Source organism: Tardiphaga sp. vice304, from assembly GCF_007018905.1.
Classification (GTDB): domain Bacteria; phylum Pseudomonadota; class Alphaproteobacteria; order Rhizobiales; family Xanthobacteraceae; genus Tardiphaga.
Genome location: NZ_CP041402.1, coordinates 168,941 through 183,317, shown reverse-complemented (window position 1 = coordinate 183,317; position 14,377 = coordinate 168,941). Strand labels below are relative to the sequence as shown.

The window sequence follows — 14,377 nt, the reverse complement described above, 5'->3', positions numbered from 1 at the left end:
TGCAGGTCCTTAAGTTGTTGCGACGTCAGACGCCCAGCGTGCCGGCCTTGGCCATCGCATAGCGATCGCCGATCACCTTCCAGTTCACCGTGTTCCACCACGCCTTGAGATAGTCGGCGCGGCGGTTCTGGTAGTTCAGGTAATAAGCGTGCTCCCAGACGTCGTTGCCCATCAAGGCGCGCTTGCCGTCCATCGCCGGATTGTCCTGGTTGGGACGGTTCTCGATCGCGAGCTTGCCGGCCTTGTCGACGGTCACGAACACCCAGCCCGAACCGAACTGGCGGCCGCCGGCGGCGTTGAAGTCGGTCTGGAATTTCTCCATGCCGCCGAGGTCGCGTTCGATCGCGGCGAGCACTTCACCTTCCGGCTTGCCGCCGTTCGGTCCCATGATCTGCCAGAACATGGTGTGGTTGGCGTGGCCGCCAAGATTGTTGCGGACGCCGGTGCGGATCGCTTCCGGCACGTCGCCGAGCTTGCCGAGCACATCGACGATGGGCGTTGATGCGATCTGCGGCGCGTCCTTGGCAAACGCGTTCATATTCGCGACGTAGGCGGCGTGGTGCTTGTCGTGATGGATCTCCATGGTCTTCGCATCGATATGCGGTTCCAGGGCGGCGACCGGATAGGTCAGCGGCGGCAGCACGAAAGGGGTTGCAGCGGCGGGCGCTGCGGCCTGGGCGAAGGCAAAGCGCGGCGCTGCGGCAATGGCGGCGGCGCCGGCGGCGGCCAGCATCAGATGGCGGCGGGACATCATGGTCATCGGAATTCTCCGTGGTGATTAAGTCGAATCGGCCAAACGCGACGATGCTAGCCGGACTGAGTGGCAATAGTGCGAACAACTACGCAACGCCGTGGCGGCTGGTTTCGCGAAAGGCATTGTGACGCAGCGGCGCGATCGCGCTGCGGGACCGCTGGTTTCCTTTCCCTCCCCGCCGCGCGAAGCTTCGCTTCGCTCGGGGTGAGGGATATCGCTCGGCCGTCGCAAAACATTCTCAAACAAAAAGGGCGGCCTTTCGGCCGCCCTTTCCGCATTCGCGAATTGCGAAATTTACTCTGCCGCAGCGGTGCCTTCTTCGGCCTTCTGCTTGGCTTCGAGGTCTTCGCCGGTGGTCTGGTCGACGACCTTCATCGACAGGCGGGTCTTGCCGCGATCGTCGAAGCCGAGCAGCTTGACCTTGACCTTGTCGCCTTCCTTGACGACGTCGGAGGTCTTCTGCACGCGGCCGGACGCGAGCTGGCTGATGTGAACCAGGCCGTCCTTGGCGCCGAAGAAGTTCACGAACGCACCGAACTCCATGACCTTGACGACGGTGCCGTCATAGATCGCGTTGAGTTCCGGGTCGCTTGCGATCGACTTGATCCACTTGATCGCGGCCTTGATCGACTCGCCATCGGAGGACGCCACCTTGACGGTGCCGTCATCGTCGATGTTCACCTTGGCGCCGGTCTTTTCCACGATCTCGCGGATCACCTTGCCGCCGGTGCCGATCACTTCACGGATCTTGTCGGTCGGGATCTTGAACGTCTCGATGCGCGGCGCGTATTCGCCGAGCTCGGCACGGGCATTGTTGAGCGCCTTCGACATCTCACCGAGAATGTGAATGCGGCCTTCCTTGGCCTGGCCGAGCGCGACCTTCATGATCTCTTCGGTGATGCCGGCGATCTTGATGTCCATCTGCAGCGAGGTGATGCCGGCGTCGGTGCCGGCGACCTTGAAGTCCATGTCGCCGAGATGATCTTCATCACCCAGGATGTCCGACAGGACCGCAAAGCGCTCGCCCTCGAGAATGAGGCCCATCGCGATACCCGCGGTCGGCCGCTTCAGGGGGACGCCCGCATCCATCAGCGCGAGAGACGCGCCGCAGACCGAAGCCATCGAGGACGAGCCGTTCGACTCGGTGATCTCCGACACCACGCGGATGGTGTAGGGGAATTCGTGATGACCCGGCAGCACCGGATGCACCGCGCGCCAGGCAAGCTTGCCGTGGCCGATTTCGCGACGCTTGGTGCCGCCCATGCGGCCGGTTTCGCCGACCGAGTAGGGAGGAAAGTTGTAGTGCAGCAGGAACGTCTCTTTGTACGTGCCCGACAGCGAGTCGATGTACTGCTCGTCTTCGCCGGTGCCGAGGGTGGTGACGACGAGAGCCTGCGTTTCACCGCGGGTGAACAGCGCCGAACCGTGCGCACGCGGCAGCACGCCGACTTCGCAGACGATCGGACGGACCGTGGTCAGGTCGCGGCCGTCGATGCGCTTCTTGGTGTCGAGGATGTTCCAGCGAACGATCTTCGATTCCAGTTCCTTGAACACGCCGGCAATGCGCAGCTTGTCGTATTTGGGCTCTTCGCCTTCCGGGAAGTAGTGCGCCATCGCCTTCTTCTTGACGGCGCCGACGGCAGCGTAACGCTCCTGCTTGATCGGCAGCGAGTAGGCCGAGCGCAGCTCGGTCTCGACCATGCCGAGCATTTCCTTTTCGAGCGCGCTGTCGTCGATGGTGACGACTTCGCGCGGCTCCTTGGCGGCCTTCTCGGCGAGCTCGATGATCGCCTTGATAACCGGCTGGAAGTGGCGGTGACCGAACATCACGGCGCCGAGCATGACGTCTTCGTTGAGTTCCTTGGCTTCCGATTCGACCATCAGGACGGCGTCCTGGGTGCCGGCGACGACCAGGTCGAGCTGGGTGTCGGCCATTTCGTCGAGCGTCGGGTTGAGCACGAATTCATCGTTGATGAAGCCGACGCGGGCCGCACCGATCGGGCCCTGGAACGGGGCGCCGGAAATCGTCAGGGCAGCCGAGGTGGCGATCAGCGCCAGGATGTCCGGATCGTTTTCCATGTCGTGCGACAGCACGGTGACGACGACCTGGGTCTCGTTGCGCCAGCCGTCGACGAACAGCGGGCGGATCGGACGGTCGATCAGGCGGGAGACCAGGGTCTCCTTCTCGGTCGGACGGCCTTCGCGCTTGAAGTAGCCACCCGGGATGCGGCCGGCGGCGTAGGTCTTCTCGATGTAGTCGACGGTCAAGGGCAGGAAGTCGATGCCATCCTTGGCGGTCTTGGCGGCGACCACGGTGGCGATGACGACGGTCTCGCCATAGGTGGCGATGACGGCGCCGTCGGCTTGACGGGCGACCTTGCCGGTTTCGAGCTTGAGCGGACGACCGCCCCAATCGATTTCGACGGTATGAATATTAAACATGGACGTTTTCTTTCATGGGTTCACGAAAGCATGGCGCTGAAAACACGAAAGCCAGAACCTGAAAGTCCCGTGCAAGACGGCAAGAGGCTGTTCGCGATATCCGCGAAACCAGCGTCCGGCGATCCTGCCGAGTCTTCCAGAATCCTGGCTCGAGCATTCTGAATGGCGTCCATCCTTCCGATGGTCGCGGGGGTCCCGATGGACCTTGCCGCGCGACGGGCACCTTGCCCGTCATCGTCCAGCCGCCGGAGTGCTGCTGGACGTTATCGTGCGGCCCGTGGTGGCCCGCACTACGTGAATACAAAAACGCGCGCAGGAATATGCGCGCGTGATTTGTTAGCGACGGATGTTGTGCTTTTCGAGCATCGCCTTGTAGCGCGGCTCGTCCTTGCGCTTGATGTAATCAAGCAGCGAACGACGCGTCGAGACGAGCTTCAGCAGGCCACGGCGGGAGTGGTTGTCCTTGACGTGGGTCTTGAAGTGCGCGGTCAGGTTGGTGATCCGCTCGGTGAGGATCGCGATCTGAACCTCCGGCGAGCCGGTATCGGTGGCCTTGTTGGCGTTGGTCTTGATGACTTCCGCTTTGCGTTCTGCGGTAATCGACATCGTCAGTTACTTTCTTTGCGTGCCGAACTGGTGAGTCCGGTCAGGTTGAACACGCGCTTGGGGATGAGTTCGCCATTGGCAATCTCGGCGAGGGCCAGAAGTCGGCCTGCCACCGTGACATAAACTGTGCCGCTACTATCGGGCGCATCCCGTCCGCGCAACAAAACGGCCTGGCCCCGGTGGAGCCTTGCCGCATCCGCCCGTGTGACGGCCAGTGCCGGGATGTCGTCCAGCGCGGTCTCAACGGGCAGTAACGCGTCGGCGAGGTTGCCCTCACCAGACGCGGCTCTATCGCACAAAGCCTCCAACTGTTCCAGCGGAATCATGTCGGCTTCGGCAAATGGGCCGACCAGCGTGCGGCGCAGCGCACTGATATGGCCGTAGCAACCGAGCAGACGGCCCATGTCGCGGGCCAGCGCCCGGACGTAGGTACCCTTGCCGCATTCGGCCTCGAACACCGAATGACCGCCATCCTGTTGTTCGACCAGCACAAAATCGTGAATCACGACGGGCCGGGGAACCAGCGGCACGACCTCGCCGTCGCGCGCCAGGTCATAGGCGCGCTCGCCGGCGATCTTGATCGCGGAATATTGCGGCGGAGTCTGCTCGATATTGCCGATGAACTGCGGCAGCAGGGCACGGATCTGCTCAGGCGTAGGCCGGGCCTCGCTGGTGAACGTCACCTTGCCCTCGGTGTCGTCGGTATCGCGCTCCTCACCCCAGGTGACGGTGAAGCGGTAGCGCTTGCGGCCGTCCATCACGAAGGGAACCGTCTTGGTGGCCTCGCCCATCGCGATCGGCAGGCCGCCGGAGGCCAAGGGGTCCAGCGTACCGGCGTGGCCGGCGCGCTTGGCCTGGAACAGCCGCTTCACCACGGCGACGGCATGCGTCGAGGTCATGCCGATCGGCTTGTCGAGCACCACCCAGCCGTGGACGTCGCGCTTGTCGCGCCGCACTTGGCCCTGCTGGCGCGACTGCTTGCCGCGCGGATCGTTGTTGCCGCGCGGATGCTGCGCCGGCGCAAACTCCGCGCCGCCGACATGGGTGGTCGGCAATTCATCGCCAGCTTCATTGGGCGCGATCGGTGCAAATTTTTTTTCATCCGCGGCGTTCGATTCATCGATTCGCGAATCGATCGCGCGGTTGGCGGAGGTGTCGGTCATTCTTTTTCGTCCGAATCTTGTTGCAGGTCGCGCTGTACCGCGGGTGTTCTCAGTAGCTTCTCGATACGTTCCGCTTCGTCGAATCGCTCATCGATGCGGAAGCGAAGATCAGGTGCGAATTTCAGATTAACGCGGCGCGCCGCCTCGGTGCGCAGGAAGCCCTTGTTGGCGGCGAGCGCCTTCAGCACCAGCTCGGTGTTCTTGCCGCCGAGCGGCATCACATAGACGGTCGCCAGTTTCAGGTCCGGCGACATCTTCACTTCCGGCACCGTGATGAGGTTGGTCTCGAGCACCGGATCGTGCACGCCGCCTTGCGAAAGAATGTCGGCGATCGCGTGCCGCATGATTTCGCCGACGCGGAGCTGGCGCTGCGCGCCTGATGCGGACGAACCTTTTTGGTGATGCTTGGGCATCGTTGATTTCCCGATGGATCACGGATCAGGACGCGCAGAAACAGACTGCGCTCCCGCCATGATGGTTCCAAAAAAGGCCTTCGGCGTGAGGCGGCTGAAAACGCCGGCTCACGCCATCAGGCAGACAGAACGCGCTGCAAGACTTGGACTTACAACGATATCTGGACTTACAACGAGCGCTGGATGGTTTCGACGCGATAACACTCGATAACATCGCCGGCGCGCATGTCGCCGTAGGTTTCGAACGCCATGCCGCATTCCTGACCGGATGCGACTTCCTTCACTTCGTCCTTGAAGCGCTTCAGGGTCGACAGCTTGCCTTCGTGCACGACGACGTTGTCGCGGATCAGACGCACATTGGCGCCGCGTTCCACGGTGCCGTCGGTGACGCGGCAACCCGCGACCTTGCCGACCTTGGAGATGTTGAACACTTCCAGGATCAGGGCATTGCCGAGCATGGTTTCGCGCAAGGTCGGCGCGAGCAGGCCGGACATCGCCTTCTTCACGTCATCCACGAGGTCGTAGATGATGTTGTAGTAGCGGATCTCGATGCCGTTGCGCTTGGCGGCCGCGGTGGCTTCCTTGTTGGCACGGACCGAGAAGCCGATGATGGCGGCGTTGAAGCCTTCCGCCAGCGTGACGTCGGATTCCGAGATGCCGCCGACGCCTGCATGCAGGATGCGTGCGGTGACTTCGTCGGTGCCGAGCTTCTCCAGCGAGCCCAGGATCGCTTCGAGCGAGCCCTGCACGTCGGCCTTGATGATCAGCGGGAAGTCCTTGCGACCCGTCGTCTTCAGCTGGCTCATCATCTGCTCGAGCGAGCCGCGCATGCCGGAGATGGCGGAGGCGGACTTCTCGCGCTTCTGATGCGCGCGGTAGCTGGTGACTTCGCGGGCACGGGCTTCGTTCTCGACCACGGCGACGCGATCGCCGGCTTCCGGCGGACCGTTGAAGCCGAGCACTTCGACCGGCACCGAGGGGCCGGCTTCGGTGACGGTTTCGCCCTGATCGTTGATCAGCGCGCGGACGCGGCCCATTTCGGCGCCGGCGACGATGATGTCGCCCACGCGCAGCGTGCCGCGCTGAACCAGCACGGTGGCAACCGGACCCCGGCCGCGATCGAGCTTGGCTTCGATCACGGTACCTTCGGCCGGACGGTCGGTGTTGGTCTTGAGGTCGAGCAGGTCGGCCTGCAGCGCCACCATTTCCAGGAGCTTGTCGAGGTTGGTCTTGTTCTTGGCGGACACTTCGACGTCGACGACGTCGCCGCCGAAGGATTCGACCTGCACTTCGTACTGCAACAGTTCGGTGCGGACGCGCTCGGCCTTGGCGTCGGGCTTGTCCATCTTGTTGATCGCCACGATCATCGGCACCTTGGCCGCCTTGGCGTGGTTGATCGCCTCGATGGTCTGCGGCATCACGCCGTCATCGGCGGCGACGACCAGGATCACGATGTCCGTGACCTTGGCGCCGCGGGCGCGCATCGCGGTGAACGCGGCGTGGCCCGGCGTATCGATGAAGGTGATCTTCTTGCCGCTTTCGGGCGAGGTGACCTGATAGGCGCCGATATGCTGGGTGATGCCGCCGGCTTCGCCGGACACCACGTTGGCATGGCGGAGCGCGTCGAGCAGCGAGGTCTTGCCGTGATCGACGTGGCCCATGACGGTGACGACGGGCGAGCGCGGCTCGACGTCGGCGGCATCTTCCACCTTGTCGAACAGACCTTCTTCCACGTCGGATTCCGCCACGCGCTTGACGGTGTGGCCGAGTTCTTCGGCGATCAGCTGGGCGGTGTCGGCGTCGATCACGTCGGTGATCTTGACCATCTGGCCCTGCTTCATCAGCATCCGGATCACGTCCACGGCGCGCTCGGCCATGCGGTTGGCGAGCTCCTGGATGGTGATCGCTTCCGGAATGACGACTTCGCGGATGAGCTTTTCCTTCGGCTCGTTCGACTGGTGACCCTTGAGGCGCTGGGTACGGCGACGGAACGAGGCGATCGAACGCTCGCGGACGTCGCCGGCGGACAGAGCGGTGACCAGCGTCAGGCGGCCGCGCTGCTTGGCAGGGGCCGGCTTGGCGGTGGTTTTCGGCGGAACGACGGGGCGCGCAGCGCCGCCGGGACCGCGGCGGATCTGGCGCGGACCTTCATCCTCGTCGGTGGCGTCGGCGGCAACGCCCGGCGCACGCGGCGGCGGCAGGCCGGCGGCCTTGGCGGTCGCGGCGGCAGCCGCAGCATTCTTGGCCTCGGCCTCGCCAAAACGCTTCTTGGCTTCGCGCTCGGCCTTGGCCTTGACCTCTTCCTCGATCCGGTGACGCTCGTCCTCGGCCTTCTTGCGGGCTTCGGCGGCTTCACGCTCGGCCTGGGCAATACCTTCCTTGGAATTGCGGCGGGCCAGTTCGATTTCGGCGAGGCGGCGCTCCTCGGCATCGCGCACGCGCGCATCGGCCAGCGCCGAGGCGCGGGCGTTGCGCTCTTCTTCGGTCAGGGTGCGCAGCACGACGCCGGAACCGCTGCGGGTCTGCGGCGATGACGAGCGCATCGGCGCGCGCGCCGGCGGCGCCGGCGGGGCGTGGCGGGTTGGCGGCGCGGAGGACCGGCCGGAGGATGGCGACGCCGGGCGCGGTGCCGGACGCGGTGCTGCAGGGGTCGGCGCGGCGGCAATGGGCGCCGGCGGCTTCGGGGCGGCCACGGCGGCCACGGCGGGCGCGGGCGCAGCCGCTGCAACCGGCGTCGGCGCCGCGGCCGGCTTGGGAGCCGCGGGGGTCGGTGCAGGAGCGGCAGCCGCCGGCTGGGCGGCTACGGGAGCCGGGGTCGGCGCAGGCGCTGGCGTCGGCGCGGGGCTCAGCGCGACGGGCGCGGTCGGCACATCAGCGGCCACCCGGCGCTTGCCGCGCTTTTCCACCACGACGACGTTGGTACGTCCGTGGCTGAAGCTCTGGCGCACGGTGCCCTGCTCGACGCGTGGCTTCAGCGTCAAGGTCTTGGAGGGAACACTCAGTGTCTTGTCGCCAGGCGATTTCGTATCAACCATTCAGCAGTCCTAATCCTGTTGCGTGGTGCGCGTCCGCACCGTCTCTTCAAGCGAATTCTTGTTCACTGCCGTTGCCGGCACATCCTGTGGCGTCGAAGCCAGATCCTGTTTCGGCGAAACTTTGGCGCTGGCGTTGTCGTCGTCGTCAGCCATCCGGTATCGGACCAGGGTCTGGCTGCGTGACAGGAACGTTTTGCCCGCCGGGCCTGTAAGCACGGCAGCATGTATCACATTTGACCGGCCTAATGCCAAATCCAATTCATCGCAGCTCAAAACCGTAATAATCGGCAAAAGCTGCGGATTGTCGCCGAATTCGGCATTCTGGCGGGCAATGCCGTCCAGTTTGCGGATTCCGTCGGCCGCGCCGTCGGAAGCGTGCAGCAGGGCCATCGCATTCTGGCGCTTCAGCACATCCTCGACCTTGGTGAAGCCGGACACCACGGCGCCGGCCTTGGCGGTCATCGCCAGGGCTTCGATGCAGCCTCGCACCATCAATTTGTCGGTGTCGTCGGCCAGCGTCGGCGATGCCTTGATGGTTTTCTTGAAGCCCCTGGCGAAAACATTGCGCCTGACGGCCTCCGCCACGGTCTTGCGGTTGGCCGTGACCCACAGGCCGCGGCCGGGAAGCTTGCGCTTCAGATCGGGGATTGCCTCGCCCGTGGGCGCGACGACAAAGCGGATCAGTTCATCGATCGGGCGCACAGCCCGCGTGACCGCGCACATCCGCTCGGTCCCGGATTTGGTGCTCCGGGGTCCCTTGTCGAGATCTGCTTGGTCAGCAATGGCGAGCATGCGCGTGACACGTTCCTTACGCTTCTTCGGAGGCGTCGGCTTCGGCGCCCTTGTCGAGGTCGGCCTGGGTGATCCAGCCGGCGATAACGCGTGCCTGCATGATCAGCGCCTCGGCGTCCTCGCGCGAAACTTCGCTGGCATCGAGCACGCCAGGGTGTTTGACCGGCTCGGAGCCTTCCTTGCGTTCGGTCCAGCCGACCAGATCGTCGGTCGCGCAGCCGGCCAGGTCTTCGACGGTCTTGATCTCGTTTTCGCCGAACTTGACCATCATCTTGAGGGTCACGCCGGGCACCGTCTTCAATGCGTCTTCCACGCCTAGTTCCTTACGTTTGTTTTCCAGCTCCGATTCGAGCTGTTCCAGATATTCCCGCGCCCGGCTTTGCAGCTCGGCGGCGGTCTCGTCGTCAAAACCTTCGATGGAAGCCAGTTCCTGCCCGTCGACCATTGCCAGTTCTTCAACCGACGTGAAGCCTTCGGTCGCCAGCAACTGCCCGACCACTTCGTCGACGTTCAGCGCTTCCATGAACACGCGGGTGGAATTCTCGAAGTCGGCCTGACGGCGCTCGGATTCTTCCGTCTCGGTGAGGATGTCGATATCCCAGCCGGTCAGCTGCGAGGCCAGACGCACGTTCTGGCCGCGACGGCCGATCGCAAGGGATAGCTGGTTATTCGTATCGGGAACGACAACCTCGATTCGCTCACGATCTTCATCAATCACGACTTTCGAGACTTCCGCCGGCGCCAGCGCATTGACGACGAAGGTCGCGATATCCGGCGACCACGGGATGATGTCGATCTTCTCGCCCTGCAGCTCGTTGACCACGGCCTGCACGCGCGAACCGCGCATGCCGACGCAGGCGCCGACCGGATCCACCGAGGAATCCCGCGAAATCACGCCGATTTTCGCGCGCGATCCGGGATCGCGGGCGACCGCTTTGATCTCGACGATGCCGTCGTAGATTTCCGGCACTTCCTGCGCGAACAATTTCACCATGAACTGCGGATGGGTGCGCGACAGGAAGATCTGCGGCCCGCGGGTCTCGCGGCGAACGTCGAAGATGTAGGCGCGGACGCGGTCGCCGTTGCGGAACACTTCGCGCGGCAGCATCTCGTCGCGGCGCACGATGGCTTCGCCGCGGCCGAGATCGACGATCACCGAGCCGTATTCGACGCGCTTGACGATGCCGTTGACGATGTCGCCGATGCGGTCCTTGAATTCCTGGAACTGGCGGTCACGCTCGGCTTCGCGCACCTTCTGCACGATCACCTGCTTGGCGGACTGTGCGGCGATGCGGCCGTATTCCAGCGGCGGCAGGGTGTCGGCAATGGTGTCGCCGATCTGCGCACCCGGATTGGCGCGTTCGGCATCGAACAGCGAAATCTGGTTGGACGAATTCTCGACGTCCTCGACCACCAGCATGTGGCGGGTGAGCTGCAGCTGGCCGGTCTTCGGATTGATCTCGGCGTGCACGTCGGTTTCGGAGCCGTAGCGCGCCCGCGCCGCCTTCGCGATCGCGTCTTCCATCGCCTCGATCACGATCGAGCGGTCGATCGATTTCTCCCGTGCAACCGCATCCGCAATCTGAAGCAATTCGAGTTTATTGGCGCTGACAGCGGCCATGTCTCAGTCTCCTTCGGTGGGGTCGAGGCCCAGACGCTGTCTTTCAGCGGCGAGGCGGTGTTCCTTGGTATTCTTCGGGGCAGGCTTCGCAGCCGCCTTCTTGGCCGCCTTGAGCTTCGGCTTGGGCGCAAAGCTCTTGGTGGGATCGCTGCGCTTGGCGTGCGGCGGCGGCGCCGGCCGGACGCCGAGCTCCTGCTTCATGTCGCGCTCGGCCTGCTTGCCGCGGCGCATCGATTCGGCGATCAACTCGTCGGTCAGCACCAGATTGGCGTTGGAAATGTCGTCCAGCGGCAAGCGGGTAATGGGATCTTCGCCGTCGCGGGCACCTTCCCGATCGATCAGCACGACGTCGCCCTCGATGGCGCCGAGCAGGCCGCGAAACCGCTTGCGGCCGCCGACCGGTACCGCCATCTCGATCTTGACCAGATAGCCTTGGTAGCGCTCGAAATCGGTGCGGCGGACCAGCGGCCGGTCGATGCCGGGCGACGACACTTCCAGGCGGTAGGCGCGCTCGATCGGGTCGGACACGTCCAGCACCGGCGACAGTGCGTGCGAAATCGCCTCGCAATCCTCGACCAGCATGGTGCCGTCCGGCCGCTCGGCCATGATCTGCACGGTGCAGCCGAGTTCGCCGGAAATCTTGATGCGGACCAGCCGGTAGCCCATGCCCTGCAGCACCGGACCGGCGATTGCGGATACGCGCGCGGCAGCACCCGGTTCAATGACCAGGCGAGGCTCGGAGAGCAGTTCGAGATCCACGGGTTCTGTGGTCGGTTCGGTCATCGTGAGGGTCAATTTGGTCGGCTGACGGGATGGGGTCGGGCTTCAGCCCGGCCGTTGGACCCGGACAAACCCCGCCGTGTCGGCAGCCGGGGCCCATTCAGGTAATAAAAAAGAGCGGGTCCCGAGGGGCCCACTCTCAAACGCGATCGTATGAGAAACCATAAGTTATCGCGGATATAGCCGTTTTGCGACGGCCCGGCAAGGCCCGCGAGCCGCCGCTGTCTAAATTTCGCCGGCGGAAATCCGTGTCAGGCCGGCTAACCCTTCTTTCACGAACCCAACCTAGGGTGCGGAGGCCGGTATAGGGCAAAGTATGAGAGTTTTCGATGGCGGTGATGGATTCCTTGATTCCCGGGCTCGAGGAGATTGTCCAGCATGGCGATCCCCGTCGACGCAGCGATGCCGTGCGAAAAATCTCCGAATTGTTTCTGGCCGGCGCCTCGCAATTCCAGCCGGCCCATATCGATCTGTTCGACGGCATCCTCACCAGCCTGGTTCCGCAGACCGAAATTGAAGCGCGCAGCGCGCTTTCCGAGCAGCTTTCCGCGCTGACCAACGCGCCGCCGCAATTGGTGGCGCTGCTGGTGCGCGACGACGAAATCATGATCGCCGGCCCATTGTTGCGCCGGTCGCCTGTCATCGACGAGATCACACTGGTCGAACTGGCCAGGCTCAAGGGCCAGCCGCATCTGATGGCGATCTCGGACCGGTCGATGCTGTCGCCTCCGATCACCGACGTTATCGTGCGCCGCGGTGACCGCGACGTGGTGCGCCGGGTCGCCGGCAATGCCGGCGCCAATTTCTCCCATCTCGGCTATGCCGGTCTGATCCGCCGCGCCGGCGATGACGGCGTGCTGGCCGTCACGGTCGGCCAGCGCCGCGACCTGTCGCCGCCGCAGCTCAAAGACCTCCTGGCCCGTTCGGTCGAAGTGGTGCGCCGCCGCCTGTTCGAGGCCGTGCCGGAGACACAGCGCGCCGCGATCAGCCGGGCGATAGCGGAAATCTCGGGCACGCCGAAACATCTGGCGATCACCAGTGATTTCGCCGCGGCGCAGCGCATGGTGCAGAAGCTGCACCATGCCGACGAACTCAACGAAGGCGCGCTGCTGCGCTTTGCCAGGGCGCATCAGTATGAGGAAACCGTGGCGGCACTGTCGGCGATGTCCGGCGTCCGCATCGCCACCGTCGACCTGCTGCTGAAGGGCGACCGCGACGATCCGATCCTGATACTCGGCAAGTCGATCGGGATTTCCTGGGCGACGGTCCGCGCCCTGATGGCGCTGCGCCTTGGTCCCGGCCGCACCGCGGCTGCGTTGGACGTCGAGGAGGCCCGGCATAATTTCGAGCGCCTGGTGCCGGCGACCGCGCAGCGCGTGCTGACCTTCTGGCAGACCCGCGAGCCCACCGCGCCGATGCCGGTGTAGCTGTAGCCCGGATGACAATCCGGGGCCTGCCTGTCCACACTATCGGCCTCCCCGGATTACGTCGCCGCCGCTACGCGCCGCCGACTTCGTCCGGGCTACGAGATTTTCTTTGAAATGATATACGCCGCCTGGCGGCCTTCCCGCGTGGCTTTGCGGCCATAGCGGGTCATGGTGTAGTTCGGCCATGGCAGCCGCCAGTCGTCGGCGCGCTCCGCGGTCCAGGCAAAATGCGGCGAGCGCATCAGGTGCCACAGCGTCCAGGCCACGTAGTCCGGGATGTCGTGCACGAATCGGAATTCACCGGACGGTACCAGCACCCGCGCCATCTCGGCCAGCGTCGCATCCTGCACGAAGCGTCGCTTCCAGTGCCGGCGCTTCGGCCAGGGGTCGGGATGGATCAGGTCGATCCGCGTAAAGGACGCCGCCGGCGCCCAGGCCAGCAATTCGGCGGCGTCGCCGGCATAGAGCCGGATGTTGCCGACGCCGCTGTCCTCGATGTCCGTCAGGATCTTGGCCATGCCGTTGATGTAGGGCTCGCAGCCGATAAATCCGATGTGCGGAAAAGCCAGCGCCTCCGCCACCAGATGCTCGCCGCTGCCGAAGCCGATCTCGACGCGGACGGCCTCGACGGCTGGCGCAAACAGCGTGCGCAGATCCGCCGGCGCTTTCGCCTTGATGTCGAACGACAGCCGCGGCAGCAGCGTCTTGAACAACTCGGCCTGGTTCAGCTTCAGCTTGTGGCCCTTGCGGCGTCCGAAGAACGAGCCGCGATAAAAGCCGTCATCGGCCGGCGCGGCGGCGTCATCGCGCGCTGCAAGTGTGTCGTCGGAATGTGGATCGGGCTGGTTCATGGCGCGCGAGTGATACAGCCAGAATTGCCCGGGCGCTACCGATCGCGAAGGAATTCAGCGTTCGTCCGGCGCCTCGCGGGCGGCGATCTGCTCGACCATGTCGACGATGCTGCGGCGAAGCTTGGCATCGGTGATGCGGGTGAAGGCGCGGGTCAGCGCCAAGCCCTCGGAGGTGGCGAGGAAATCCGACACGTAGGCCGGCGAGGAGGCTTCGCTGAACCCGTCGGCGTGCAGGATGGCGCCGGGGCCACCTTCGAACAGGAACGACACCGGCACCTGCAGGATTTCGGAAATCTGCTGCAGCCGGCTGGCGCCGACGCGGTTGGTGCCCTTCTCGTATTTCTGCACCTGCTGGAAGGTGAGGCCGAGCGCTTCGCCAAGTTTTTCCTGGCTCATGCCGAGCATGATGCGCCGCATCCGCACACGGCTGCCAACATATTTGTCAACCGGATTGGGCGTTTTGGCCGACATTCCAATTCACTCCCAGTTTAGT

The 14,377-nt window shown here is 64.5% G+C and carries 12 protein-coding genes; 1 reads left to right on the top strand and 11 read right to left on the bottom strand.

All coding sequences use genetic code 11. From position 1 onward, the window contains the following. Positions 1-25: 25 nt before the first annotated feature. The 9 genes from FNL56_RS00775 to rimP all read right to left on the bottom strand — a co-directional run bounded on the left by FNL56_RS00775 (position 26) and on the right by rimP (position 11,609). Entirely contained in the window at positions 26-760 is a 735-nt protein-coding gene (locus tag FNL56_RS00775) for a superoxide dismutase (RefSeq protein ID WP_143571196.1), read from the bottom strand. A 288-nt stretch (positions 761-1,048) separates the two neighbouring features. Continuing rightward, complete coding sequence (gene pnp / locus FNL56_RS00770; protein WP_143571195.1) at positions 1,049-3,196, bottom strand: polyribonucleotide nucleotidyltransferase; 2,148 nt, start codon at positions 3,194-3,196, stop codon at positions 1,049-1,051. Between the two features lie 336 nt (positions 3,197-3,532). After that, entirely contained in the window at positions 3,533-3,802 is a 270-nt protein-coding gene (gene rpsO, locus FNL56_RS00765) for a 30S ribosomal protein S15 (protein WP_143571194.1), read from the bottom strand. Positions 3,803-3,804: 2 nt separating this feature from the next. Next, positions 3,805-4,965, bottom strand: coding sequence for a tRNA pseudouridine(55) synthase TruB (gene truB, locus FNL56_RS00760; RefSeq protein ID WP_143571193.1), 1,161 nt, complete (start codon positions 4,963-4,965; stop codon positions 3,805-3,807). Next, on the bottom strand, positions 4,962-5,378 hold the full coding sequence (rbfA, locus tag FNL56_RS00755; protein ID WP_143571192.1) for a 30S ribosome-binding factor RbfA: 417 nt from the start codon (positions 5,376-5,378) through the stop codon (positions 4,962-4,964). Before rbfA ends, truB begins: the two co-directional genes overlap by 4 nt. Before the next feature lie 167 nt (positions 5,379-5,545). Beyond that, positions 5,546-8,413: a translation initiation factor IF-2 gene (gene infB / locus FNL56_RS00750; protein ID WP_143571191.1), complete on the bottom strand. Its 2,868-nt coding sequence runs from the start codon at positions 8,411-8,413 to the stop codon at positions 5,546-5,548. 9 nt (positions 8,414-8,422) lie between these two features. After that, the gene (locus tag FNL56_RS00745) at positions 8,423-9,205 is read right to left on the bottom strand and encodes an RNA-binding protein (protein ID WP_143581721.1); all 783 of its coding nucleotides are present in this window, start codon (positions 9,203-9,205) and stop codon (positions 8,423-8,425) included. Between the two features lie 16 nt (positions 9,206-9,221). Next, on the bottom strand, positions 9,222-10,826 hold the full coding sequence (gene nusA, locus FNL56_RS00740; protein ID WP_143571190.1) for a transcription termination factor NusA: 1,605 nt from the start codon (positions 10,824-10,826) through the stop codon (positions 9,222-9,224). Positions 10,827-10,829: 3 nt separating this feature from the next. Beyond that, positions 10,830-11,609: a ribosome maturation factor RimP gene (gene rimP, locus FNL56_RS00735; RefSeq protein ID WP_143571189.1), complete on the bottom strand. Its 780-nt coding sequence runs from the start codon at positions 11,607-11,609 to the stop codon at positions 10,830-10,832. Positions 11,610-11,935: 326 nt separating this feature from the next. Here rimP and FNL56_RS00730 point away from each other — a divergent pair, with 326 nt between their 5' ends. Beyond that, complete coding sequence (locus tag FNL56_RS00730; protein WP_143571188.1) at positions 11,936-13,033, top strand: DUF2336 domain-containing protein; 1,098 nt, start codon at positions 11,936-11,938, stop codon at positions 13,031-13,033. Positions 13,034-13,128: 95 nt separating this feature from the next. Here the strand turns inward: FNL56_RS00730 and FNL56_RS00725 are convergent, their stop codons facing one another. Next, positions 13,129-13,884: a tRNA (guanine(46)-N(7))-methyltransferase TrmB gene (locus tag FNL56_RS00725; protein WP_143571187.1), complete on the bottom strand. Its 756-nt coding sequence runs from the start codon at positions 13,882-13,884 to the stop codon at positions 13,129-13,131. A 54-nt stretch (positions 13,885-13,938) separates the two neighbouring features. After that, positions 13,939-14,355 (bottom strand): helix-turn-helix domain-containing protein, encoded by a 417-nt coding sequence (locus FNL56_RS00720; protein WP_143571186.1) that lies wholly within the window; start codon positions 14,353-14,355, stop codon positions 13,939-13,941. Positions 14,356-14,377 lie beyond the last annotated feature (22 nt).

What these genes read in the sequence shown, in the direction of transcription:
- FNL56_RS00775 (WP_143571196.1), bottom strand. Translation starts at nt 760, where the DNA reads ATGACCATGATGTCCCGCCGCCATCTGATGCTGGCCGCCGCCGGCGCC.
- pnp (WP_143571195.1), bottom strand. Translation starts at nt 3,196, where the DNA reads ATGTTTAATATTCATACCGTCGAAATCGATTGGGGCGGTCGTCCGCTC.
- rpsO (WP_143571194.1), bottom strand. Translation starts at nt 3,802, where the DNA reads ATGTCGATTACCGCAGAACGCAAAGCGGAAGTCATCAAGACCAACGCC.
- truB (WP_143571193.1), bottom strand. Translation starts at nt 4,965, where the DNA reads ATGACCGACACCTCCGCCAACCGCGCGATCGATTCGCGAATCGATGAA.
- rbfA (WP_143571192.1), bottom strand. Translation starts at nt 5,378, where the DNA reads ATGCCCAAGCATCACCAAAAAGGTTCGTCCGCATCAGGCGCGCAGCGC.
- infB (WP_143571191.1), bottom strand. Translation starts at nt 8,413, where the DNA reads ATGGTTGATACGAAATCGCCTGGCGACAAGACACTGAGTGTTCCCTCC.
- FNL56_RS00745 (WP_143581721.1), bottom strand. Translation starts at nt 9,205, where the DNA reads ATGCTCGCCATTGCTGACCAAGCAGATCTCGACAAGGGACCCCGGAGC.
- nusA (WP_143571190.1), bottom strand. Translation starts at nt 10,826, where the DNA reads ATGGCCGCTGTCAGCGCCAATAAACTCGAATTGCTTCAGATTGCGGAT.
- rimP (WP_143571189.1), bottom strand. Translation starts at nt 11,609, where the DNA reads ATGACCGAACCGACCACAGAACCCGTGGATCTCGAACTGCTCTCCGAG.
- FNL56_RS00730 (WP_143571188.1), top strand. Translation starts at nt 11,936, where the DNA reads ATGGCGGTGATGGATTCCTTGATTCCCGGGCTCGAGGAGATTGTCCAG.
- FNL56_RS00725 (WP_143571187.1), bottom strand. Translation starts at nt 13,884, where the DNA reads ATGAACCAGCCCGATCCACATTCCGACGACACACTTGCAGCGCGCGAT.
- FNL56_RS00720 (WP_143571186.1), bottom strand. Translation starts at nt 14,355, where the DNA reads ATGTCGGCCAAAACGCCCAATCCGGTTGACAAATATGTTGGCAGCCGT.